The 25187-nt window shown below is 43.9% G+C and carries 17 protein-coding genes; 15 read left to right on the top strand and 2 right to left on the bottom strand.

Annotation, left to right across the window (positions count from 1 at the left end; all coding sequences use genetic code 11):
- Window positions 1-19: 19 nt before the first annotated feature.
- A complete protein-coding gene (locus WJR50_RS26870; RefSeq protein ID WP_341296406.1) occupies window positions 20-793 on the bottom strand; it encodes an IclR family transcriptional regulator in 774 nt (257 codons plus the stop codon).
- 245 nt (window positions 794-1038) lie between these two features.
- Here WJR50_RS26870 and WJR50_RS26875 point away from each other — a divergent pair, with 245 nt between their 5' ends.
- The 15 genes from WJR50_RS26875 (at window position 1039) to WJR50_RS26945 (ending at window position 23315) form a co-directional block, all read left to right on the top strand.
- Complete coding sequence (locus WJR50_RS26875; RefSeq protein WP_341296407.1) at window positions 1039-4083, top strand: SusC/RagA family TonB-linked outer membrane protein; 3045 nt, start codon at window positions 1039-1041, stop codon at window positions 4081-4083.
- 18 nt (window positions 4084-4101) lie between these two features.
- Window positions 4102-5775, top strand: coding sequence for a RagB/SusD family nutrient uptake outer membrane protein (locus tag WJR50_RS26880; RefSeq protein ID WP_341296408.1), 1674 nt, complete (start codon window positions 4102-4104; stop codon window positions 5773-5775).
- Window positions 5776-5857: 82 nt separating this feature from the next.
- Window positions 5858-7324, top strand: coding sequence for a GH39 family glycosyl hydrolase (locus WJR50_RS26885; protein WP_341296409.1), 1467 nt, complete (start codon window positions 5858-5860; stop codon window positions 7322-7324).
- Window positions 7321-9519 (top strand): glycosyl hydrolase 115 family protein, encoded by a 2199-nt coding sequence (locus WJR50_RS26890; RefSeq protein WP_341296410.1) that lies wholly within the window; start codon window positions 7321-7323, stop codon window positions 9517-9519. The genes WJR50_RS26885 and WJR50_RS26890 overlap by 4 nt, the downstream gene beginning before the upstream one ends.
- A 23-nt stretch (window positions 9520-9542) precedes the next feature.
- Window positions 9543-11102 (top strand): glycoside hydrolase family 88 protein, encoded by a 1560-nt coding sequence (locus WJR50_RS26895; protein ID WP_341296411.1) that lies wholly within the window; start codon window positions 9543-9545, stop codon window positions 11100-11102.
- A 1-nt stretch (window position 11103) separates the two neighbouring features.
- A complete protein-coding gene (locus tag WJR50_RS26900; RefSeq protein ID WP_341296412.1) occupies window positions 11104-12816 on the top strand; it encodes a sodium:solute symporter family transporter in 1713 nt (570 codons plus the stop codon).
- Window positions 12817-12818: 2 nt separating this feature from the next.
- A complete protein-coding gene (gene uxaC, locus WJR50_RS26905; RefSeq protein ID WP_341296413.1) occupies window positions 12819-14225 on the top strand; it encodes a glucuronate isomerase in 1407 nt (468 codons plus the stop codon).
- 3 nt (window positions 14226-14228) lie between these two features.
- Entirely contained in the window at window positions 14229-15080 is an 852-nt protein-coding gene (locus tag WJR50_RS26910) for an SDR family oxidoreductase (protein WP_341296414.1), read from the top strand.
- Window positions 15081-15160: 80 nt separating this feature from the next.
- Entirely contained in the window at window positions 15161-16156 is a 996-nt protein-coding gene (locus WJR50_RS26915; protein WP_341296415.1) for a mannonate dehydratase, read from the top strand.
- A 951-nt stretch (window positions 16157-17107) separates the two neighbouring features.
- Window positions 17108-17818, top strand: coding sequence for a GntR family transcriptional regulator (locus WJR50_RS26920; RefSeq protein WP_341296416.1), 711 nt, complete (start codon window positions 17108-17110; stop codon window positions 17816-17818).
- A 21-nt stretch (window positions 17819-17839) separates the two neighbouring features.
- A complete protein-coding gene (gene deoC, locus WJR50_RS26925; protein ID WP_341296417.1) occupies window positions 17840-18601 on the top strand; it encodes a deoxyribose-phosphate aldolase in 762 nt (253 codons plus the stop codon).
- Window positions 18602-18609: 8 nt separating this feature from the next.
- A complete protein-coding gene (locus tag WJR50_RS26930; RefSeq protein ID WP_341296418.1) occupies window positions 18610-19752 on the top strand; it encodes a hypothetical protein in 1143 nt (380 codons plus the stop codon).
- Window positions 19753-19804: 52 nt separating this feature from the next.
- On the top strand, window positions 19805-20725 hold the full coding sequence (locus WJR50_RS26935; protein WP_341296419.1) for a sugar phosphate isomerase/epimerase family protein: 921 nt from the start codon (window positions 19805-19807) through the stop codon (window positions 20723-20725).
- Between the two features lie 126 nt (window positions 20726-20851).
- Entirely contained in the window at window positions 20852-22234 is a 1383-nt protein-coding gene (locus tag WJR50_RS26940; protein ID WP_341296420.1) for a glycoside hydrolase family 140 protein, read from the top strand.
- Between the two features lie 40 nt (window positions 22235-22274).
- Entirely contained in the window at window positions 22275-23315 is a 1041-nt protein-coding gene (locus tag WJR50_RS26945; protein WP_341296421.1) for a nucleoside hydrolase-like domain-containing protein, read from the top strand.
- A gap of 269 nt (window positions 23316-23584) precedes the next feature.
- Here WJR50_RS26945 and WJR50_RS26950 read toward each other — a convergent pair whose 3' ends face one another.
- Complete coding sequence (locus WJR50_RS26950; RefSeq protein WP_445223494.1) at window positions 23585-24940, bottom strand: ISAon1 family transposase; 1356 nt, start codon at window positions 24938-24940, stop codon at window positions 23585-23587.
- Window positions 24941-25187 lie beyond the last annotated feature (247 nt).

Below are 25187 nucleotides of genomic sequence, written 5' to 3' on the forward strand. Positions count from 1 at the left end.
TGCTACTTATTTAGTTTTTTTATTTATTAACTTTTTTTATTTCATGCTGAGGATTGGCTTCCATTTTTAGATTTGCTGCAATTGCCTGAGCTGTCTCTTGCATTTGAGCCACAATGTTCTCTCGTGTATCATTGTTAAATCTAAATTCCGGTAAGAAGACCCCCAGACTGGCGTGTACCAGCTTCTCCAGTTCAATAGGTACTGCTACACCTAATATTTGGGTTTTGGTAACCTGCACAGCCATACCTTTTTTTCTGATTTTATTCAGTTCAACCAAAAGGTCCTCTTCATCATGAATATCCTCCCATACCTCCGGATCAGGCAGTCCGTACTTTTTGATATGCTCTTTAATTTTCGTTTCCGGCAGATATGCCAGCAAAACTCTTCCCGAAGCTGTCTGGTATACCGGCTTTTCTTTTTTATTAATTACCCTTAGCTCCTGATTGGCCTGTACTTCATGGATACTAATCCGGATATCGTTTCTCAAAATACCCAGCATACAGCTTTCATTGATGGTTTCAGTCAGCTTTTCCATCGGAAGTGTAGCTGCTTTAACTAAGCCCAGGGTATCAGAAAAATCACCAGTGATGAAATAGGGCATAGTCCCAATACCATAGCCTTTGCTGGCTGTTTTCTGAAGGTAATTCCTGTCAAGCATGGTCTTGATGATATTGGCACAGGTACCGTGATTCAGGTTAAGCCCGTCAGCGATGTCCTTGAGAGGCACGTCTTTTCTTCCGCTATTGGCGATGAATTCCAGAATATCAAAGGCTCTATGTAATACTTGGATCATGATGAATGTGCATTGAGTGAATGCATAAAATACACAATGCAATGATAATAATATATTTTATATTATAAAATATTCTTTCATAATATCTTACCCCAATAATATTGAGAAATTTTATGATCAGAATAAAAAGAGCTGTTTATCAACCTATAGGATTAATATTTTCTTAAAAATTTTGTTGGATAATAAAATGCAAATGAATAAGTTTGAATTGTAAAACAATATTTTATAATATAAAATAAAAAGGCATGAAAAATATCTATGTACTGATATTGATGACCTTCCTTACAACAACCTACGCACTTGCTCAATCTAACACAGTCAGTGGTACCATTACAGATGATGAGAATAACCCCATCCCAGGAGTGAATATCATCGTGAAGGGCACTACCACAGGTACCGTGAGTGATGTTGATGGAAAATACAGTCTTCAGGTAGCAGATCAGAATGTTACCCTTGTGTTTTCATCTATTGGTTACGTAAGAGAAGAAATAGCATTGAATGGGAGGTCTGTCATTGATCTGGCACTCAGCCAGGACATCACCTCTCTTTCAGAAGTAGTTGTAGTCGGCTATGGTACCCAGAAACGAGAAGATCTGACAGGTTCACTGGTTTCAGCCCCTTTAGAAGCTTTTGAAGAATCACCCAATACCAATGTACTGCAATCCTTAAGTGGTTCTGTTCCCGGTATTAACATAGGGCAAACCTCTACAGCAGGCGAAGAACCTGACATACAAATCCGTGGACAGTCCAGTATCAATGGAAATCAGGAACCCCTAATTGTCCTGGATGGTATTATTTACCGTGGTAGAATCGCCGATATCAATCCCAGAGATATTGCCTCAGTAGATGTGCTGAAAGATGCCAGCAGCAAAGCAGTTTACGGAGCACAGGCTGCTAATGGCGTCGTGCTGATCACTACAAAAAACGGGAAATCTGCGCAGAAACCCATCATCAATTATAGCGGATACTATACTACCCAGACGCCTGCCAACGAGCTTACACCGCTGGGCAGAGAAGGGTTTCTAAAGAAAGCAAGAGATATTGACTGGGAAAATGGATTTCTGGCACCGGATTATACCCAGGAAAACCCGGACTGGACGCTTGAAAATGATACCGGATTTTTTCCTCCCTTGCTGGAAGGGTTGGCGAATGGAACGGATTATGACTGGTATGATGAAGTCACTGATCCGGGATTTATTACCGATCACCAGCTGAGTGTGAGGGGAAGTAGCGATAAATCTTCCTATTTTCTTTCTGGAGGATATACCAATCAGAAAGGCTGGATGCTCAATGATAAGTACCGCAGGGTGACTGCCAGAATCAATGTAGATACTGAGATTACAGAATGGCTCACCATCGGAGCCAATACATTTGGTTCTTTTTCCGATTATTCTGGTGAAAGTCCTCAACTGGCTCAACTCCCTCAAATGAGTCCTCTGGCAGCCCCTCGGGATGAGAATGGAGAACTGATAATCAATCCTCTGGGTGATAATCGCCTGAATCCATTTTTGCAAAGCGCTTCTGATGACCGTGACCTTAGAAACAATCTTTCAGGAATATTTTATGCGCAGCTAAGGATTCCACAAATAGAAGGTCTTAGCTATCGGGCCAACTTCAGCAATAATTACCGCTGGGATGCGCTGAGCAGTGCTAATCCTTATGATGAAGGTCAGGCAGGGAGAGCCATCAAGATCAATCGCGCCACCTACGATATGCTGTTTGACAATATCGTCAACTATAAGAGAGAATTTGGCAATCATCATCTTGATGTGACCTTCTTGTACGGTTTCAACAAGATCAATTTTGATGAGAACCGTGCCGAAGGGACAAACTTTTCCAATCTGACATTATCGTACAACAGCCTGGAGCAGGCCGTGATCCAAAGAATTTATTCAGCGGCCTGGGAAGAAAGCTATTTGTACCAGATGGGCCGGATCAATTACGATTTCAAAAATAAATACCTGCTGACAGCTACCCTTCGTCGGGATGGATTCAGTGGTTTTTCTGAAAACAATAAGTTTGGACTTTTTCCCTCACTGGGTTTGGGATGGGTGCTCTCGGAAGAAAACTTTCTGGCTAATGCAGCGAATATTAACTTCCTGAAAATACGAGCCAGCTATGGCATCAATGGTAACCTCACCAGCCGCTATAGTTCGTTGGCCCAAGTAAGTGCGGGAGCAGAATCACAATATGTATTTGGTGATGGAGGAAGTACCGTAAACGGACAAAGAATGAGTTCCCTTTCCAACCCCGATCTTTCGTGGGAAAGAACGAGTGGGATCAACCTGGGTGTAGATTTTGAAGTGCTCAACAGCAGAGTTTCAGGTAGTATTGATTATTACCAATCTACCACCACCGATCTGCTCTGGAATTTTGTGCTTCCTGAAATTACCGGATTTGAAAATATTGCTTCCAACGTTGGAGAGATCAGCAATACCGGCCTGGAAGCGATACTCAACACCAGCCCGGTGCGCACTGGCAACTTTAGCTGGGATCTGGCTTTCAACTTCGCTTCCAACAATAACCGCATTGAAACCCTCCTGGGACTGGATCGCGATGGTGATGGACAGGAAGATGATCTGATCGCCAACGGATTGTTTATTGGTGAGCCCATCGGGGCCATCTATGGGTATGTTGTTGATGGTATATGGCAGGTTGACGAAGCAGAAGAGATTCCCGATGGATTTGCTCCCGGACTTTACAAACTCCGTGACCTGGATGGGGATGGTAATATTACACCTCAGGGAGATAGAACTATTCTGGGGCGTGAAGAGCCTGCCTACCAGTTTGGTATTCAGAATACGCTGCGTTACAAGGATTTTGCTTTTAAGTTTTTTATCAAATCCATTCAGGGAGGCAATGATGGCTATTTAGGATTAAATAACCCCTGGGATGGAGGTTATGGTACCCCCGGCACAGCACAGGCAAGCAACTGGTTTGCAGAGATTGACTACTGGACACCTTCCAATCCTGATGCTATTTATCGCCGTTCCGGGCCGGATGCTTCCATTGGCGGCCAGAGATATTTTGCTCGTAATTTTGTCCGGCTGCAAGACATTTCCCTTTCCTATAATCTAAGGTCTAGCCTCACCGAACGCATCGGACTGCAAAGTCTCAAGGTTTTCATCAGTGGCAAAAACCTGATCACCCTTACCGATTGGGAGGGCTGGGACCCGGAGACAGGGCAGGGGTTGGGAGCCAATCAGCAAGTTGGGGATGATAATAGCAGACTAAGAAGTGCTCTGCCTGTGATGCGCGGCTTTACGCTAGGTCTGGACATTTCATTGTAATCAAAGAATTTTACTGACATGAATAAATATACATTATACTGTTTTCTGTGGATTGCTCTCATGATGAGTGTGGTATCCTGCAACGAAGATGAATTCCTGGAAGAAGAACCTCTGGATTTTTTTAGCCCGGGCAATTCGTTTGTTACTTATGCAAACTTTGAAAGCGCGGTGTTTGATTTGTATGCACAACTGCGTGATTTGCGTTATAATGCGAACGAAAATTCCCAGGCCTATATTTATGGGACAGACATCATGTTTGATGCCCGGGAGTCTACCGCCAACAATAGATTTGGGGATTATAACGTTACGCTGAATCCTACTGGGGGCATGACGGAGTGGCATTGGAGTCGTTTATACAAAATTGTGACAAGCGCAAATACGATCATTGACCGTGTCGCTGAAAACCCTAATCTTAATGATGAACAAAAGCTGCTCATTGAAAGTGAAGCTAGATATTTTCGGGCGCATGCTTACAGGAATCTGGTCCATTTGTATGGTGGAGTTCCACTTTTATTAAACGAGGTGACCTCTCCAAAAACAGATTTTACCAGAGCCTCACGAGATGAAATACTATCCCAGATTATAGACGATGCTACTTTTGCGGCCAATAATCTTCCTCCTATTGATCAGGTAGATGACGGCAGGCTTTCCAATCTGGTGGCACAACATCTGCTGGCAGAAACTTATATAGTGCTGGAGGAGTGGGACCAGGCTATTGCTGCTGCCTCGGTGGTAATTGACAATCCAAATACGGCGCTTATGACTGAACGTTTCGGTTCCCGGGCCGGTGAACCTGGAGATGTCTATTATGATTTGTTCAGAAGAGGAAATCAAAACCGATCCGGTGGCAATATGGAAGCCATCTGGGTGGCACAGATGGAGACAGACGTACCGGGTGGATACCTTTCATCAACCAGCATTACCGGCAATCCATTAGAGCGTATTCATGCTCCTGCTATCTTTACCCTGGTAGATCCTGATGGTGTACCGGCTTCCCTGGGCTGGCGTTCAGACTTGAATACTGGCGGTCGTGGAGTGTCCTTCATGAGACCTACCACTTTCTTTGAAAATGAACTGTGGGAATTGGATTTTGAAAATGATGTTCGGAATTCAGAATTCAATTATATCAGGGACTATCGCTATGACGACCCGGCATCTGCCTGGTTTGATTCCAGTGCCGTGAAATATCCGGGACCTAACCTGCTGGCACAAAGCTGGCGCTGGTACCCCTGGCTAAGTAAAGTTACGACCCCAGGCCAGCATCCTGATGCCCTTTATGCTGACAGGGAGTTAGGACTCCTGACGGCTGGTGGGGGCACCACCTATACTGATCAATACTACTTGAGGTTAGCGGAAACCTATTTGTTGAGGGCAGAAGCCTATCTGGGTAAAGGCGAATTGACAAATGCGGCAGATGACATCAATCAAGTCCGTCTTCGTGCTAATGCCATCCCTGTTACCCCCGGAGAAGTTACGATTGACTATATTTTGGATGAACGTGCCAGGGAGTTGAGTCTGGAAGAAGACCGTCGGATTACCCTTCAAAGGCTGGGGAAACTGGTAGAACGAGTGCGTTTATACAATGCCCACAACGGCGACGAAATTCAGGATTATCACGCCTTATGGCCCATTCCCGCAGGAGAAATAGAAGCCAACATCAATGGTAATCTTGAGCAAAATACTGGATATTGATAGAAGGTGATTTGCTTTGGATAGTATCGGAGCAAGTTGAAAAAGAATTAAGCTTTGTACTTTAAATATTAAACGTACTGAAATGAACAGAAAAAGATTAGAACGTATCTGCACATTCCTAATTTGTTGTCTGGTATACCATTGTTTTTGTCTCCTTCAAACTTCATTTGCCCAACAAGTCAGCAATCCTGAGCTTAATGTGCCTTATGCATATGTTGGTAAAATATCATCCCAACATGCCCGGGAAAATCAGGCAGCTCCCTGGAGCATTGGAGGAGAAACGCTGGATCGTGATTATGCGAATTTCCAGGCTTATAAACAATATCTGGGTCCGCTGGGCATACCATTCATCCGACTGCAAGGGGGGTGGGCTAAATCTGAGAAAGAAAAAGGGAAATACGACTTTACCTGGCTGGATGAGATCATAGATGATGCCTTAGCTCAGGATGTGCAACCCTGGGTTGAGCTTTCTTATGGGAATCCTATCTACAAAGGCGGTGGAGAGGCTGCTTTAGCGGGAGGAATTCCCACCTCTGAGGAAGCACTCAAAGCCTGGGACAAGTGGGCAGCGCAAATGGTGAAGCGTTATAAAGACAGGATCACCTACTGGGAAATCTGGAATGAGCCGGATATCTCCAAAACCATTACGGCAGAGGAATATGCCCGTTTTTATATCAGAACTGCCGATATTATCAAGAAGTACCAGCCAGATGCAGTGCTGATGGCCATAGGGCTGGCCGGAATTAGTAGGGACGAATATGTGGATACTTTCTTAAACTACCTGAAAGCGCAAAACAAGCTGGATCTGGTAGATATCATCACCTACCACGGTTATGCTCCCCGGCCCGAAGATTCCTACGAGTATGTCAGCAAATTGAGAGATTTGGCAAAAAGCTATGATGCATCTATAGAATTGTGGCAGGGTGAAAATGGAGCGCCTTCCACTCCCGCAGATCAGACGGTGGGTGCAATGACCAATCTGGACTGGACAGAAATTTCACAGGCCAAATGGTTTTTAAGACGCATGCTCGGAGATAAAGGTCACGGCATAGCAGTCACCAATGTGTTTACCATGTCCGATCTGCATTATGCCAAGGGAGACCACATGACAGGGCTGAACTCCAAAGGATTACTGAGAGCGAATCCCGACGGTTCTATTGCCTATGTGAAGCCATCTTATTATGCGGTTCAAAACTTAGTATCTGTGATGGATCAGCCGGTACAAACAATCCCGGCATTTAGCTTGGAAAGCAATGCCGATCAGGAAATTACCGCTTATGCCTTTCAGACAGAGGAAGGAGATAAAAAAATGCTAACCCTATGGTTCTCGGATGAGCGTCCTGACGATGCGCTTCAACCGAAAGCAACGGATGTGAGCATGCAGGGCATTGGTTTTCATGAGCCAGTATACATTGATTTGCTTTCTGGTAAAATTTATGAGATACCCCAAAGTAGCTTGCAATCACAGGAGGGTGTGCTTCAGATCAAGGATTTACCCATTCTGGATGTACCCATTATGATCACTGAAAAAACCATGGTAGTGGAATGAAATTAAAGATGATTCTTCCTGGATTCCTGCCCGTTCTGTTAGGACTCTGTATAGTTGGTGCCTGCCAAACACAGCAAGAAACATTTATCCTCACGGATGAAGCGCAGCAATCCAGTATTTATTTGCCTGCCACTACCTCTGATCCTATCCGTCTGGCAGTACAGGATCTGATCACTGATGTAGAAAAAATCAGTGGAAAACAGCTGGGTATTACTGATCAGCAACATGAGGGAAAGCTTTTGGTTTTCAACCTTGCCGAAGAAAGTCAGGCAGAACAGGCAGTGCAAATCCTTGCTGAACTGGATACGCTGAAAGGGAAATGGGAGTCTTATGTGGTACAGGATATTGTTCATGAAGAGGACAAAAAACTGGTATTTGCCGGGAGCGATGAGCGGGCCACCATGTTTGCCATTTATCACTTCATTGAAGCATATCTGGGGGTAGACCCTACCTATTACTGGAGCGGACTTGAACCTGAGCAACGCAGTTCGCTATCGTGGGATCATGTAAGCATTCGGCAGGATGAACCCAGCTTTACCTACAGAGGCTGGTTTATCAATGATGAAGATCTGCTCACCGAATGGAAGAACAGGGGAGGTGTCAGAAATATAAATTACCCTTACTACGGACAAGTGGTGCATCCTGAGGTGATCCGGCCGGTATTTGAAACTATGCTGAGACTGCGCATGAACCTGGCCATACCTGCGAGTTTTGTAGACATCAGAAATCCAGCCGAGGAAAAACTCGTGGAAGAAGCCTCCCGCCGTGGCCTGTTTGTCTCCATGCATCACGTAGAACCTATGGGGGTGAGCGCTTTTGCCTATCAAAATTACTGGAAAGAAAAAGGAGAAGAACCTTTGTTTTCTTTTTACAGTGAACCAGAAAAGATCACGCAGACCTGGAAAGAGTATGCAGAACGTTGGGCCAAATACCCCAATGTCATCTGGCAGGTAGGACTAAGAGGAATTGGTGATCGCCCCATGTGGATGGCTGATCCGGGGGTACCCCAATCAGGTGCTGAACGCGGAGCGATTATTTCAGAAGCGATCAAGGTGCAAAGTGAAATGATTGACGCATTGGACAGTAGCGAAAAGCCGATTTTATCTACCACCCTTTGGGCAGAAGGAGCGGGCCTGAATCAGGAGGGACACCTGAATTTTCCTGACAGTATGCTGATCATCTTTGCCGACAACAGTCCCGGCTGGAAGTGGCAGCAGGATTTTTATGATACCCCAAGGAATCCGGCCAACCAATATGGCGTGTACTACCATCATCAGCTTTGGGGTTCTGGTCCTCATCTGGTGCAGGCGGTCCCCCCTCAGAAGACCTATGAGATGTTCAGAGAAGCGGTAGCGCATCAGGCTTCAGATTATGCCATCATGAATGTATCCAATGTCAGAGAATTTATTTTGGGTATAGAAGCTTCCTCCGCCATGCTCTACAACATGGATGATTTCAGGACAGAGGAATTTTTAAGTACATGGTTTGAGGATCATTTTGGAAAATCAGGAAAGGAAGTCCAACAGCTGTATCAGCAGTTTTTTGACGGCTATCAGATCCACGAAACCACCGGAACGCCCTTTCTGCTGGATGGTCAGACAAGGTCATTTGGAAGAAAGGTACTGGATGGTATCCAGTTACAAATCAATGACCCTCAGAAGTATGAAAGGCTGAAAATACAGAAAACGCAAAATTCGGAAGTGCAGAGTTGGGGAAGCAAGTACCTGTCTGATATGCATCCTGAAAGCAGCATGACACCCCCTGAATTACTTCCCCGTCTTCAGGAGCAGATTCAGGATTTTGAAGCCATTAACGGAAATATCGCCGAAATTGAAAAACAACTGAAAGGTGATACCTTGAAATTTTTTCAGGTCAATTTAAAAGCACAGCATCAAATTATTCTGGCACTTAACCTTTGGCTGGAAGATGTCATCCTTGCCCAGCTTGCTTTGGAGGAAGAAAATACCCAGCAAATTCATCAGCATTTGCTGGAGGCTTATCAACATATATCGCAAATAGATGAAGCGAAAAAACTAGCTTCTTCTGGTGAAAAGTGGAAGCATTGGTACAGAGGAGACAAGAAAATGAATATTTCCCAGGTGCAAACCCACACAGAAGATATCTTGAATCTGCTGGTGAATACCTATCAGTTGGAAAATAAAAGTCAGAATAAGTTTGATGCCTATAAAGATTAGCAGTCAATAGCAAAATCAGCTTGATGGAAAGAAGAACATTTATACAAAAATCATCTTTATTTTCAGCCTCCTTACTGGCGGGTAGGAAGTTGCCTTTTGCCATGAACTTCTATCCGGAAGATACATCAGCACTTAGGCACTTAGCTTCTGCTTCCTCTTTTCCTAATGTTTTCATTCCTGAAAAGAAGCGTATTCCGCTGGGATGGAAAAGTATGCCGGTGGTTTCAGCTCAGTCGGGTGAAGCGCCAACGATTTTGTATTTCAACAGCCTGGATAGTAAAGCAATCAATTCACCTGTTTATCTGCGGATTACAGCCGCCCTGGACTTCAGAGAGGAGAAAATCATACGGGTTTACCTTCCTGAATCGGGCATTGAGTTGGGTCTGTTGGTGATGAAGTTTGCCCATCCTTTCCAGCCCTTTGAAATTCCGATTGAAACAAAATATCTCAAGGAAATCCGAAAGCAGGGAGTCGCACTGACCATGAGTCAGGGCAATACTGAGGCCTGGTTTTTCAGAGAGAATGCTGATGTGAAAAACAATCAGGGATTGCAGCCTCATCTCTTGGCAGGTGGAAGTAAAGACAAACTCCAGGCTTTTGAAGAAAATCTCTATTCCATGAATTCCTTCAGCCCTTTTGGCTGGATGGGAGGCTGTGTGCTGGATGCTTTGTATGAGCTTCATCTTCAGGGAGATGAACAGGCAAGTGAAACGCTGAAGCTACATCTATCGCATTTCCTGGATGATGATAAAGGGATCATTTTTGAGAACCCTCATACAGTTCCATTAGATGGCACCTTCAACAGTATTGAAGATTTTCTCCCTTTGACTGCCATAGCCGGATTATACCCTAATCATATTTCACTGGAAAAAGGACTCAGCTTTATGCTGGAGCATCAAAATGAAAACGGGATTATTCTCAACGGTGATATTACTACAGAAGGGTGCTATACACTGGCCTATCCTCTGGCTGCTTTGGCAGTGATCAAAAAAGATGCATCTCTGGCGCAGGTGGCGCTGGATCAACTGAGCAGCAGAATGCAACATCTTACTATTGAGTCCGGGCAAACTTCAGCCATTTTTCAGCGTGCTGATCTGGAAGGAAAGCAGTCTTACCGTAACTGGGGCAGAGGTGTAGCCTGGTATCTCTTAGGATCGGTAAAAACCTATCGTCTTCTGGATACCAACGGCTATGGCAGAACGGAGGATTTAGCAAAAGTAAAAGCCTTTCTGGCTTTTCATATTCCCTGGATAGTCAAATTGCAAAATAGAAAAGGAATGTGGTCTGCCTACCTTGACCGGCCTGAAACAGGCATAGATACCTCTGCCACCGCAGGGATAGCAGCAGCCATCGCCTGGTGTTGTCAGGTCGATATTTTAGAAAAAAAGAAATATTTACCCATGGCAGAGAAAGCTTATGAGGGCTTGCAATCCCATCTTTCTGAGGATGGATTCCTACGAAATGTCTCACAAATCAATCGGGGAGGAGAAGAGCTACAATCCAGCGGCTATAGAGTAATCTCTCAATTCGGAATGGGGCTGATGGCCCAGCTCAAAGCAGCAATCTACCAAGCCAAAGCATAAGATGGAAAAACTACAAAACCTGGACTATATCGCGATCATTCTGTATATGCTGCTCATGGCGGGTGTAGGTGTATTTTTTGGCTGGTTCATCAAGGACATCAAAGATTATTTTAAAGGAGGTAATACCATTCCCTGGGGCATTTCTGCCATCAGTAATTTCATGGGCTTATTCAGCACCTTTGTATTTGTAGCCTATGCCGGCGTGGCTTACACCAGCGGGATGGTGGGGGTAACAGTCTTGTGGTGTACGGTTTTTCCCTGCCTTTTTGCAGCTTTTTATATGGGAAAACGATGGGTGCGTTCCGGAATCATCACCCCGGTAGAATACCTGGAAACCCGATTCAACCCCCAGGTCAGGCAGGTGTTTGGCTGGGCAGGTTTGGGCGTGCGGTTCCTGGATAATATGGTTCGCCTCTACGCCATTGGCATCTTCCTGATGACTGCTACCAATCTCAATTTTACGGAAGCCATCGTATTTTCAGGGATTGTGATCACGCTCTTTACTATTGTTGGTGGCGTATGGGCAGTGGTGGTCATGGATACCCTGCAATTCATCATTTTGGTTTTTTCTTCTGTGCTGCTGATTCCCCTGACTCTGAATGTCGTAGGAGGATTGGGCAACCTGATTCAAGCTCATCCTGAACATTTTGAGTGGTTCAGCGGTCCTAAAGGGCAACCGCTCTGGCTGAGTGTATATTATCTGGTCATCTTGCTGAAATACAATGGCAACTGGGTATTTATCCAGCGCTTTTACAGTGTCAGAGATGAAAAATCAGCGACCAAACTAGGCTTACTTTCTGCTGTACTGTTCTTTATTTTTCCTATCGTATTCTTACTGCCAGCCATCGCAGCGGTAGACATTCTTCCCAACCTGCCCGATCCCGAAATGGCTTATGTGGGAGTGGCCGTCAAACTATTGCCCGCCGGACTATTGGGCCTGATGATTGCCGCCATGTTTTCTGCCACCATGTCTTCCCTCAATTCTGAAATCAACGTAATGTCAGGGGTGCTGACCAGTGACATTTACCAGAGACTGATCAACAATAAAGCAGGAGATAAATTGCTTATCAAAGTGGCAAGGCTCAACATCCTACTGGTAGGGGCAGTGATCACCATCGGCTCGCTTTTTATCGGACAATTGGGAGGTGCCTTTGAGGCTAACAAATTACTTACCGGTCTGTTTGCTATCCCGTTAGCTATCCCATTGGTATTTGGAATTATATTCAGAAAAACATCCTCTTTAGGTGCATTGGCTACGGTAGCTATCGGAATCGTTTCTGGTCTACTACTGAATGCCACTCCAGGAATAAGCTGGGAAATGGCTACCCTGATAGAGATTGTGATTTGCTTTGCGGTATTTATCAGTTTTGGTTATTTCAAAGCGCAGAAGCAGGAAGTCAGGCAGCGGGTAAATCACTTTTTTGAGAAAGTCAATACTCCCTTGCGGGAAGAAGATATGACCAAAGCAGATCCACATTTCAAGCACACACTCGCCAATCTTTTCGCAGTAGCCATCAGCCTTTCCGGGCTGTTGTTCATTGGGATGAGTCTCTTTTCCATCACGGACTTGAGTGGTAAAATTGCCTTAGCAATCGGTGGACTTTGCATCCTGCTGTCATTATTCATCAAATTGTTCTTTACAGGAACTTTGCGATTTTTACCCGTCAGGGAAGCCCTTGAAAGTGAGGATCGTAAAAAGATAAAATCTCATTAGCTTTGAAAAAACTGATTCACAAAGACTTTTTACTGTTTAACAAAACAGGAGTTCGGCTCTTTCACGAAGTAGCCAAAGCACTTCCTGTCATTGATTATCATAACCACCTTAATCCTCTGCATCTGGCAGAAAACAAAAAGTTTGATAACCTTGCTCAATTGTGGATTACTTCTGATCCCTACAAACACCGCGCGATGCGTATTCACGGAATTCCTGAGCAGGGCATCAGCGGAGAAGCCGAACCTTACGACAAGTACATGCATTGGGTGAAAACCCTGCCTCATACGTTGGGTAACCCTTTATTTCACTGGAATGCGCTGGAACTCAAGCGGGTATTCGGCATTGATAAAATTCTAAATGAAAAGAACGCTAAAAAAATCTGGAAGCACTGCAATGCGCTCTTGCAGGAAGATGGTTTTGGCGCGACGGACATCCTGAAAAAGTTTAACACAGAAATGCTCTGTACCTCCGACGATCTGCTGGATGACTATCAGTCTCACCTGGCAGTAGGCGTAAATCACAAAAAACTGAAAGTATTGCCCTCACTTCGTGCGGATTCTATACTGGCTTTTCATCAACCCAATCATGCTGAATGGATGGAGAAGTTGATGGCGCTAAGCGGAATTCAGGTTCATAGCCTTGTTGATTATGAGGAAGCGATCATGAAGCGTCTGCAGGTGCTGGATCAGGCAGGTTGTCGGTTTTCTGATCATGCGCTGGATAGTGGGTTTACTTTTCAAACTACTTCAGCAAGCGCGGCCCGAAAGTTATTTGCCAAACGGCTTGAAAAGCAAATGCTGCCCATAGATGAAAGAATACAGTTGCAGTCTTATCTCCTCACCTTTTTAGGCAAAGCTTATGCTGATCGGGGCTGGACGATGCAGTTGCATATAGGCGCACAGCGCTATACCAGTAGCCGGTTACGAAAACTCGCCGGGCCAACGGGTGGATTTGCCGCTATGGGTTCAGCCTGTGATATCGCCAGCCTGTGTGCTTTTCTGGACAGCCTGGAGCAAGAAGAGAAATTACCCCAGACCATACTCTACACCTTAAATCCTGCTGACAATGCTCCCTTTGCTACCCTGACCGGCTCTTTTGCCGAAGATGGAATGCCGGGTAAGATTCAGTTTGGACCGGCCTGGTGGTACAATGACCATCTGGAGGGAATGGAAAATCAATTGACTACGTTGGCCAGTCATTCTTTGCTCAGTCATTTCATCGGCATGACCACCGACTCCCGCAGTATCCTTTCTTTCTCCCGGCACGAGTATTTCCGCAGAATACTCTGCAACTGGATAGGTAAACAGGTGGAGGAAGGTAAGTTTCCAGACGACTTTTCATTACTCAAAAATCTGGTGGAGCGTATTTGTTATTTGAACATCAAACACAGACTCACTTCTAAAAATTAACCTATGGAGACAACAAGATTAAAAGATAAAGTAGCCGTAGTGACAGGAGCAGGAGGTACCCTCTGCTCAGCGATGGCTATAGACCTGGCACGTAATGGTGCCAAAGTGGTGCTGGTGGGAAGAACACTCGCCAAGCTACAGGAGGTAGAAAAACAAATCAAAGCGGAAGGAGGTATGGCTTTGGCTGTGGCAGCCGACGTAGCCAATCAGGCCGAGGTAGAAAGCGCTCATAATAAAGTTTTGGAGAGCTTTGGGCCTTGCCATATCCTGATCAATGGGGCAGGAGGGAATCAGGCTGCGGCGACTACTACCCTCAATGCATTTGATGAGAAAGAACTCCATGCAGAAAATCCAGACTTCAGAGGATTCTTCAATTTGCAGATGGATAAATTTCTGGACGTGATCAATGTCAATACGATGGGTACAGTGATTCCCAGCTTTGTTTTCGGCAAAGATATGGCCCGAAACAAGGAAGGTAATATCATCAATATTGCCTCTATGAACAGCTACCGTCCGCTGACGCGTGTAGCGGCTTATGGCATGGCCAAGGCCGGGATAGCCAACTTTACCCAATGGCTGGCTACTTATCTGGCTCCGGCTAACATTCGGGTAAATGCGATTGCTCCTGGTTTTTTCCTCAACGACCGTTCCCGGAGGATTTTGCTCACGCCCGATGAAAAAGGTTTAACCTCAAGGGGAGAAAACATCATGCACCATACGCCACTGAAAAAATTTGGTGAGGCACAACAACTTCTGGGATGTATGCACTGGCTCATTGACAATGAAGCAGCAGCTTTTGTCACCGGTATCGTCGTTCCGGTAGATGGTGGTTTTCTGGCATCCTCGGGGGTTTAGTGAAGAGTAAAAACTGCTCATTAAGTAGATTTCCAGCCTTTAATCATTCAAGATCTGGAATTATCTGAATATTCTTTTTTATGAAATTTTCTATGCTTCTGCCTCCCCAATATGAGGAGCGGAAATGGACACTTGCCCGTCAGATCGGCGTGAATTACGCGATTACCAAAGCCATGCCTGAGCTATCAGGAAGGCCCGCTCCCTATGATTTCAAAGCCCTTCGGGCTATTCAAAGTGATTTCAGAGAAGCAGGTTTTAGGCTCTATGGGCTGGAGGGAGATCAGTTTGACATGTCGCCCATCAAACTCGGTCTACAAGAGAGAGATGAGCTTATTGACAAATACTGCCAGATGCTCAGGAACATGGGGAAACTGGAGATTCCACTGTTGTGCTACAATTTTATGGCAACCATTGGTTGGTTCAGAACCCGGGTGGATGTGGCCGAAAGAGGAGGAGCCCTGGTGAGTGCGTTTGATGCTGAGGATATACAAGATGAACTTGTCGCTGAAGAACAAAGAGTCACCGAAGCCCAGCTTTGGGACAATCTCTTTTACTTTCTGGATGCTGTTCTCCCTGTAGCCCGGGAAGTAGGCGTGAAGATGGCGCTGCATCCCGATGATCCCCCCATCAGTCCATTAAAAGGAGTAGGCAGAATCCTGACCAGTGCCGAAGCTTTTGAAAGAGTATGGAGAAGAAATCCCATCGCAAGTAATAGCATTACCTTTTGTCAGGCTACCTTCAAACTCATGGAGGAGGATATCTTTTCGCTATCGGCCAGGTGGTTGAAAGAAGATAGAATATCTTTTTTGCACATTCGTGATGTGGAAGGAGATAAATATAAATTCAGAGAAACCTTTCATGACAATGGTCCAACACATCTAGAAGATATATTGCCCCATTATCATAGACATGGGTTCACCGGTCCTTTACGTCCTGACCATGCCCCGGCCATGTATGGTGAAACACAAAATACTTTTGGTAGTGGACTTACCGCCGGATATGAAATTACCGGAAAAATCTTCGCCATCGGTTATATGAAAGGTATTTGCAAAAGCTTTAATATTCCTGTGGAGTAAAAAATAAATTTTCAGGTATTTAGTTTTATCAGGATGGCCAAGAGAAGCAAAAGTTCCCATTTATCAGAGCCACTTCCTTTATGTATAGGGAGTTACATTTATTTTTATGGGTTTTGCGACTTCTCGGATGAAAAATTAACGCATGCCCTCCAGGCAGCCATCAATCAAAATTACTATAACGGATTCAACATATGTTTAGTGAAAATTCAATAAACGGTAATTTGCTCATTATCAATATGTTTTTGATAAGTTATGAAACATTTTCTCCCTTAGTTGGGCAATCTGAAATGCGTTATGATCTGCTCATCCGCTGTTGCCTTTCTCCCTGCCCCCAACCACTGAATTTGTTTACGGGCCTTCTCAGGTTCTGCCAATCTGCTTTGCAGTAACTTTACGTCTAACAGTTCCACTGGGCCTCACTCTTCTGATACCTGGTTCTTTCTAAGCATGCAAATATGCATAACTCTACCGCCCGGCATCCGGTCATACCTTTATTAATTACATTCATACTCAATTAGCTACCGCGGCCCGGCAGAGACATATTTTTTCTTTTATCTAGAAGTATTTGATCAAAGGACATCCTTACTGCTTACTTCATGCTTAGGGACGATATTTCACACTCTCATTCCTTCTAGTTTCTATACAAGGCAAGGAGTATTTTTAAACCCCGAAAAGTTTTTAAAGGATTGCTTGCTTGAGGTAAAATATGAGAAAGAGAAGGCAGATCTTTAAGTAGTTTCACTTGCTGATGATAGTACATCAAGGGATTTTAAAAAAAGGATAAGTCATTCGGGTCAATATCATTTACCAATCACACTTGTTTCCTAACGTCAGTCAACGACGCTTTATCAATATTTCTTCAATTGAAAATTTGAATTTATTGGGATAAAGGATAAAAACATGCGACTCAACTTGTATATACAAGTTAAAAACATAAATTTGGTAATAGCTATGAACCTACCACGCTACTTACAACTTCATGCGCTGTTGAAACAGCAGATATTGACAGGCACTCTTTCGGAAGGAAGTTTGCTCCCATCTGAAAATCAGCTTAGCAAGGAGTATAGTATGTCGCGAAGTATGGTCAGACAGGCACTGGTAGAGTTGGAGAAAGAAAGGCTTATACGAAAACATCAGGGCAAAGGAAGTATCGTAGAAAGAAAAGACAAGCGATTGGGATTACTTTCTTTCCGTGGTTTTTCTGAAGTGCTAGGTAGTACTGATCATCGGGCTTCCTCACGTTTTTTACAACCTTTGCATAAAATATCCTGGAGCGAAGATTTCTTTTTTGAATTGAGCAAAAAGGAAACAAAAAAGGGCTGCATTGTAATCAGAAGATTAAGGGAGGTAGACAAAGAAGCAGTCATGCTGGAGCATACCTACCTACCTGATACCCTGAATAAATTTATGGAAAAAGAGTGGGTGGAAGATTCTCTGTTTAAGACCCTTCAGTTTCACTATCAGATAAGTATTAAAAGTGTAGAGCAATACATCAAAGCTATTTCGGCTGATGCTGAACAGGCCCTGCTCCTTCATATGCAGAAAGGGGACCCATTGCTGAAGATCAACCGAAAGTATGGCACTACCAAGCCGGATTTTTTTGTGTATAGCACCCTTTACTGCAATACCGAGCAATACGCCATTGGCAGCTTTATGGAATAAACAACTTATAATTTAAAACCTATGGATAAGACCACCGAACTCGCAAAAATGATTGATCACTCCCTGCTGCACCCTACCATGGATGACGAAACACTTCGGGAGGGATGCCTGCTGGCACGAGAATACAATGTCGCATCAGTATGCATTAAGCCCTATGCTATTCCGCTGGCAGTGGAAGCGCTTAAAGGCTCTGATGTACTGGTTGGTACAGTGATTGGTTTTCCACAGGGAAACTCCAGTATTGAAGTAAAAGTCTTTGAAACGGAGCAGGCCTGTAAAGCCGGTGCAGTAGAAATTGATATGGTTGTCAATATTGGCAAAGTACTGGGAGAGGATTGGGACTATGTACAAAAAGAAATTAAAGCGGTATGCGATACCACACATCAGCATGGAGCCATCCTTAAAGTTATTTTTGAGAACGATTTTCTTCCGGAAGATAAATTTAAAATCAAGTTGTGCGAAATTTGCAGCGCACTGAAGGTGGATTTTGTCAAAACCTCTACCGGCTATGGCTTTGTCAAAGGAAATGATGGTAAATACAGTTATCAGGGAGCTACTGAGCATGACCTGAAACTCATGCGCCAGCATACTGCTGAAGGAATTCAGGTCAAAGCTGCTGGTGGCGTTCGTAGCCTGGACGATCTGCTTAAGGTCAAAGCGCTGGGAGTTACTCGTATTGGCGCTACTGCTACAGCTGCTATGCTGGACGATGCCCGTAACCGATTTGGTGAAGGTAGTACAAGCAGTGAATCTCACAAATATGGTGAAACGCCCGGTTACTGATCATTAGCATGAACCTACTGTCAATTATTGATGAGCTGGAAGAGCTACTTCAAGCCGGTGGGACTCTCACTCACAAACAAATGTTTGTGGGCCTGGATGGTTATGTAGACCGTATCCAAAAGGTTGTCCAGTCACAAGCTGACTTGAAGAATAAGTACTTTGATAACATATCGGCACTTGCTGAGCGTATAGGCCAGGCTGCCGGTAAAAGTGCGCAGTTGGAACTGGTCAACCAAACCATTAAGGCAGGAGGTAATGCACCCATCATGGCGCATGCGCTGGGCAGACTGGGTCTATCTAATCACTGCCTGGGTAATTTTGGGGAAGACAGCATTCATCCGGTTTTTCAGAGCATGTCCGAAAATTGTACGCTATTATCTTTGGGCAATCCCGCAGAAACCAATGCACTGGAATTTGATGATGGTAAACTGATTTTATCCGAGGTTAGCGCATTCAGTAAGCTGGACTGGAACTATGTGCTGCAGAAATATAGTGCCAATTACTTGTCAGAATTGATGGATTCCATGGACATGCTGGCCTTTGTGGACTGGTGCAACCTGCCCCTGGCTACCAACATATGGCAAGGTGTGCTGAAAGACATACTGCCGAAGCTTGATACTTCCCGAAAACGTCAATACTTCTTTGACCTGGCAGATCCCAGCAAAAAATCGGTAACTGAGATAATCAATGTGATGGAGGTCATGAGTGCTTACAATACTTACGGGCCAGTCACGCTTGGACTGAACGAAAATGAAGCCTACCGCCTGGCTCAGGCTCTGATGAGCATAGAAAGCAAAGCGATAGCTGCCAGTATGCCCCTGGAAGATATCTGCCAGTACATTTTTGACAGAATGAAAATTTCTTTTCTGCTAGTCCATCCACTGGACCGTACCCTGATTGTAAGTAAAGAGGGTATACAAAATATCAAAGGAAGGCTGGTGAAAAAACCGCGTATTTCTACTGGCGGAGGAGATAACCTGAATGCTGGTTTTTGCTTTGCCCGGCTGGCCGGATGCAGTACAGGAGCAGCCGCTGTGTTGGGAATGGCTACCTCCGGAGCTTATGTGCAGGAAGGCCAAAGCCCGGACCTGATGCAGTTGAAAGCTTACCTGGAAAAATGGAAAGCCGAATTGAGCTTTGCAAAATTATAAATGAACAGAGCAGCAGGAACACAAATTTTACTAGACCCTAACTTACCATACGATGTTCAAACTTGGATTTGTCAGTGCCATTCTGGCCAACAAAAGTTTTGAGAAAGTAGTGGACTTTGCTTCCGAGAACTATTTCGCCTGTGTTGAAATGATGTGCTGGCCCCTGGGAAAAGCCGAAAGGCGCTATGCCGGAGTCACGCATATCAATGTGGATGAATTAGATGATGCACAGCTAGCGCACATCAAACAATATCTGAAAAAGAAAAATGTGTTTATCTCCGGACTGGGCTATTATCCTAATCCGCTGGATGCTGACGAGGGCAAGGCCATGCATGAGATTTCACATATCAAAAAGGTGATAAGAGCAGCAGCCAAACTGGATGTAGGAGTTGTCAATACTTTTGTGGGCAGAAATCCAAAGCTGAGTATTGACGATAATTTCAAGATATTTGAAGAACGTTTTCCTTCTGTAATAGAAGAAGCGGAATTGCACCAGGTGAAAATCGGGATAGAAAACTGCCCGATGTTTTTCACAGGTGACGAATGGCCGGGAGGTAAGAACCTGGCGATGAGCCCTGCCATCTGGAGACGTATGTTTGACCTCTTTCCCAGTAAGTATTTCGGCCTCAACTATGATCCTTCACATCTGGTGTGGATGCAGATGGATGAAGTTCAGCCTTTGTTTGAATTCAGAGATCGTATCCACCATGTACACCTCAAAGATGTAAAAGTTTACCGTGACAAACTAAATGATGTAGGCATACTGGCTACACCCCTGGAGTTTCACTCTCCTAAACTCCCGGGACTAGGCGACGTTCGCTGGAGTGATTTTTTCTCAGCGCTGACTACGATCGGCTACCGTGGCCCTACCTGTATTGAGGTGGAAGACCGTTCGTTTGAAAGTTCAGATGAAATGGTTAAAACTTCCATCTTACAAAGTAGAAATTTTCTAAGCCAGTTTATGGTACTTTGACTAAGTTCATTGGAATTAATCACGAGAAGCTTCTGAGTACAACTTTCATATGATCAGCAAATGCAATTTTCAGTGATTACATAAAAGCCATTAAGAACCTGAAAATTATTAACCCACACACCTTATATGCAAAAAAGTATCATTAATACACTTATAATTTTCACCCTCATTTTTTTGATTTCTGAAGAAGCAATATCACAGAACTTACGCGTTAGTGAAAATGGGCGTTTTTTGGTAAAATCCGATAGCACACCTTTTATTTGGATAGGTGACACTGCCTGGGAGCTATTTCACCGGCTCAACCAGGAGGAAGCTGATTTATACCTGGAAGATCGTGCTGAAAAGGGGTTTAATGTGATAAAGGCAGTTGTACTGGCGGAGCAGGACGGCTTAAATACCCCGAATGCCAATGGGGATATTCCTCTGATCAATAATGACCCAGGCCAACCTAACGAAGCTTATTTTGTTCATGTAGATGCCATAGTAGATAAGGCTGAGTCATTAGGTATGTATGTAGGCATGTTACCCACCTGGGGAGACAAGTTCAACAAGCGCTGGGGGGTAGGTCCCGAAGTTTTTACGCCTGAAAATGCCCGGACTTTTGGAGAGTACTTAGGAAAAAGGTATAAAGACAAACCCATCATCTGGATTTTGGGAGGTGACAGAATTCCGGAAGAAGAGGAAGATTTTGCCATTATCAGAGCGATGGCAGAGGGGCTGGAAAAAGGAGATGGAGGGGCTCATCTTATGACCTATCATCCCATGGGTGGACGTGGTTCTTCAGAATTTTTTCATCAGGACGAATGGCTGGATTTTAACATGTTTCAGTCAGGTCATTGTGGTTTGGATTTTCCAAATTACCAGTTCACACAAAATGATTACCAACTGACACCCGTCAAACCTACTTTAGATGGAGAGCCCAGGTACGAAGACATTCCAATCTGTTTTGAGCTGAATAATGGCAGACATCAGGCACTTGATGTCCGGCAGGCAGCCTATTGGTCTATACTTGCCGGTGCATTTGGCCATACTTATGGCAATAGTAATATCTGGCAAATGTGGGCTCCCGGCAGAGAGCCCATCCTGGGAGCAAGAATCGCCTGGTACGATGCCATAGAACAGGCTGGTGCCCTTCAGATGGGCTATGTGCGCCGACTGTTTGAGTCCAGACCCTTTCTTGATTTAATCCCTGATCAGGACATACTCAGTTTTGCTTTTAATGGCACAGATCAACAGATTAGGGCTGCTCGCTCAGAGGATGGAAAGTATTTGTTTGTTTATACTCCTTTTGGGAAGTCATTTCAGGTGAAGCTAGATAAAATAAAAGGGGAACGATTAAAAGCATACTGGTATAATCCGCGGGAAGGAATATCTACTATAATTGGTGAATTTTCTAACGACGGGGGAGTAAGAACGTTTACACCGCCCTCTACCGGGCGTTATATGGATTGGGTATTGATCTTGGACGATGCGTCCATGAGTTTTGAAGCTCCTGGTTTAGAGCCATGAAACCTTTTATTTATAGAATTTCAATTTCAAAGCTTGATTTATGCGTTTTATAAACCACATCTGCTTCCTCTTGCTTTTTTGCCTTGCCAGCAACTGTTATAGTATATCCAATAATCAGGAGAGACCACAAGTATTTATTTTTACTGACATCAATATAGATCAAGGGGATCCTGATGACCGACAATCATTAGTCCATTTATTATGGTATGCTGACGAAGTTGATATCAAAGGTATTGTGCCTGATCGCTGGAATGCCCAAGGTATGGAAGCTTGTCAATTGGCTATAGATGCTTATGCCCAAGATTATAATACTTTTGCTTTTAAGGAGAAAAGCTACCCCACTCCAGAGCATGTAGGTAATCTGTTGGCCAGCGATTTAGAGGATGCATTAGCAAGATTTAAGCATGCAGCCGATAATGCCACTCCTGAAAACCCATTGTATGTACTGGTTTGGGGTAATATGCAAAATATCGGTAAGGCTTTACAAAATAACCCTGAACTGGCTAAAAATATCCGCTTAATCACTATTGGTACAGGATTGAAATATGGGCCAGAGGATGAAGTGGCTGGTGAAGATTGTACAGTTCCTAATTGGAATGGCCCGGGTAGAAATACAATTTATCAGAATGAAGAATTTGATGAGATGTGGTGGCTGGAGATCAACTGGACCTACAATGGTATGTTTTCAGGTAATGGTCCTAAAGAAATGTTTGAAAAATTATCTTCGTATGGGTATATGGGGTCTCATATGAAATATGTGACAAAAAATCAGGAATGGGCTCAGTACTTCAGAGTAGGTGATACACCTTCCGTACTATATGTAATTGACCCTAACCATGATATTGACGACCCTACTCAAAGTAGTTGGGCAGGTAAATTCAAAAAGCCTTTTCCGCAGGAACGACCCAATTATTATATCGATGATAATGGCCCGGTGGAGTGGAATTATGCTGATCCTTGTAAAACATGGGAAAACCTGAAAGAAATGTATGAATACAACAAAAGTACCCTGGAAACTGGAAGGCCAGAGATGTATGAAGCGTTATTAACCAAACTGGATAGAATTTACGGGCGGTCATGATTTTCGGATGCTATTCTCAATATCTTTTTGATGTATCAGTACTAGTAGGTGTTAAGAGTTAGTAGGGTTTATCTATGATGTTCGATAATTTTTTTCTTGCTGGTTCTCAGTGCTATTTGATTTAGATTTTCTCTGACTAAGTGGAATCCACAAAATACTGTAAACGATTAATCATCATTATTTTTCGTGCAATTTGGTAACTGCAACACATATAATATTGCTTCACCAAATAGTTTAGGATCAAGCAATAAATCTGGGGGGCAGTAGTACTAAGCATAGATTTTGGAAAGTCTGTAGAGGAAGAAGCTAATGTTTCTCACCCCTCTGAACTGTGACCTGAAAGCTTTGATTTTGGCATTGAAAGATTCAGCAGCAGCATTAGTACTTCTTCTATCAAAGAAGTTTAAGATATTTTTATAGTGTTGCTGAATGGTTCTAGAGACTGTATTGAAAGATTTAAAGCCTGCCTTCTCTACTTTGTCATACCATCTGGCCAGTCTGGTGAAAGCGACACCTTTCTCTTTAGTGTTTTGGTATATATGTCCTAGCTTTTGAGCTAATTCATAAGCTTGCTCAAGCTGTGGATAGAGTTTGAACAGGATTTCTGCCCTGTGGACTTGGGAAGACGTCCATTTGCTTTTGTCCTTGAAGAGCAGGTACCTGCTCCTGACCAGTAGTTGTTTAGGAGTATCACCGTTTTCTAATCTGTTGGGGATGAAGGTTCTACCTACTTCTTTACTGAGTTCTATTTCTTGGTTTTCTTGCTCAATGGCTTGCCAACGGTAAGCTATGCGCATTTCCTGTACGGCATCATAAGCCAACTTCTGTACATGAAAACGATCGGTCACCAATGTGGCTCTGATAAATGTTTTGGTGACGATCTGCTCCATGCTAGCGGCCATATCTAGTGTCACCTCTTTTACCTGCCTTCTTTTCTCCAATGGGATCTTCCTGAGTAAAATGGACTTAACCTTTTCACTATCAGTGCCTTTGATAATGGCTATGAGGCAGCCTTTATTTCCCCTGGCTGCTTTGTTAGTGATTACCGTATAGAGTTCACCTTGAGATACCGCTGTCTCATCTATTGTGATATGCTCACCCACATTCTCAGGAAAAACAACATAATCCTCGGCATGCTCTAACTGATCCCATTGCCTGTAGTCACTTAAATGAGCAGCATATTGCTCTTCCAACAACTTACCGTTTACATGGAAGTATTTGCCTAAACTTTTACAGCTTACCGGTTCGGACCGCCGATGCGGTAGTATCGATGCAATGCTTTCGCTTCGGCGATCCGATAAAAAAGACGCGAATTCCTTTGTCATTCGCGTGCCTTGAGCCACCAATTCCCAGTTTCTAAAAACTACCTTTTCTGTGTCTTCATTCAACCACCTTCTGCGTTTTACTTTCAGATAGCAGGCTTTGCCGCGTATGGGAAAGTCTTTTACAGTAATTTCTGCAAAATAGCCTTTAGAGGTGAGCTTATCACCTGCATATTCCTCCGGATAGTGGTTCTTCTCTGCTAAACTAATAGTATAGCTATCTACTGTCTTTTCTACTGAAGTAACGTCAAAATAGTCAAGCATCCCGTCAGGTAGAAACAAAGAAATGATAGATTTATCCAATGATTCTTTTTGACGGCTAAATTATACCTTACCAACTTACTCCACAACTTTTACGCTTGATCCATAGTTTACCTATCAAATAATAAAATAGGAGCCAGATGAATGATTCAAGCATAAAAAAACCTTTCAAATTATATAATTTGAAAGGTTTTATACCTATTTGATAAGTTTGTCGGGGCGGCAGCCCTACACCCAAAATTATAAAACCCTTGTTAATCAGTAGCTTACGATTTAAATAAAATCAATG

The sequence above is a fragment of the Catalinimonas locisalis genome, from assembly GCF_038039535.1.
GTDB lineage: Bacteria > Bacteroidota > Bacteroidia > Cytophagales > Cyclobacteriaceae > Catalinimonas.

Excerpts from the sequence above, each read along its gene's own strand:
- WJR50_RS26870 (WP_341296406.1), bottom strand. The coding sequence starts at position 793 with ATGATCCAAGTATTACATAGAGCCTTTGATATTCTGGAATTCATCGCC.
- WJR50_RS26875 (WP_341296407.1), top strand. The coding sequence starts at position 1,039 with ATGAAAAATATCTATGTACTGATATTGATGACCTTCCTTACAACAACC.
- WJR50_RS26880 (WP_341296408.1), top strand. The coding sequence starts at position 4,102 with ATGAATAAATATACATTATACTGTTTTCTGTGGATTGCTCTCATGATG.
- WJR50_RS26885 (WP_341296409.1), top strand. The coding sequence starts at position 5,858 with ATGAACAGAAAAAGATTAGAACGTATCTGCACATTCCTAATTTGTTGT.
- WJR50_RS26890 (WP_341296410.1), top strand. The coding sequence starts at position 7,321 with ATGAAATTAAAGATGATTCTTCCTGGATTCCTGCCCGTTCTGTTAGGA.
- WJR50_RS26895 (WP_341296411.1), top strand. The coding sequence starts at position 9,543 with ATGGAAAGAAGAACATTTATACAAAAATCATCTTTATTTTCAGCCTCC.
- WJR50_RS26900 (WP_341296412.1), top strand. The coding sequence starts at position 11,104 with ATGGAAAAACTACAAAACCTGGACTATATCGCGATCATTCTGTATATG.
- WJR50_RS26910 (WP_341296414.1), top strand. The coding sequence starts at position 14,229 with ATGGAGACAACAAGATTAAAAGATAAAGTAGCCGTAGTGACAGGAGCA.
- WJR50_RS26915 (WP_341296415.1), top strand. The coding sequence starts at position 15,161 with ATGAAATTTTCTATGCTTCTGCCTCCCCAATATGAGGAGCGGAAATGG.
- WJR50_RS26920 (WP_341296416.1), top strand. The coding sequence starts at position 17,108 with ATGAACCTACCACGCTACTTACAACTTCATGCGCTGTTGAAACAGCAG.
- deoC (WP_341296417.1), top strand. The coding sequence starts at position 17,840 with ATGGATAAGACCACCGAACTCGCAAAAATGATTGATCACTCCCTGCTG.
- WJR50_RS26930 (WP_341296418.1), top strand. The coding sequence starts at position 18,610 with ATGAACCTACTGTCAATTATTGATGAGCTGGAAGAGCTACTTCAAGCC.
- WJR50_RS26935 (WP_341296419.1), top strand. The coding sequence starts at position 19,805 with ATGTTCAAACTTGGATTTGTCAGTGCCATTCTGGCCAACAAAAGTTTT.
- WJR50_RS26940 (WP_341296420.1), top strand. The coding sequence starts at position 20,852 with ATGCAAAAAAGTATCATTAATACACTTATAATTTTCACCCTCATTTTT.
- WJR50_RS26945 (WP_341296421.1), top strand. The coding sequence starts at position 22,275 with ATGCGTTTTATAAACCACATCTGCTTCCTCTTGCTTTTTTGCCTTGCC.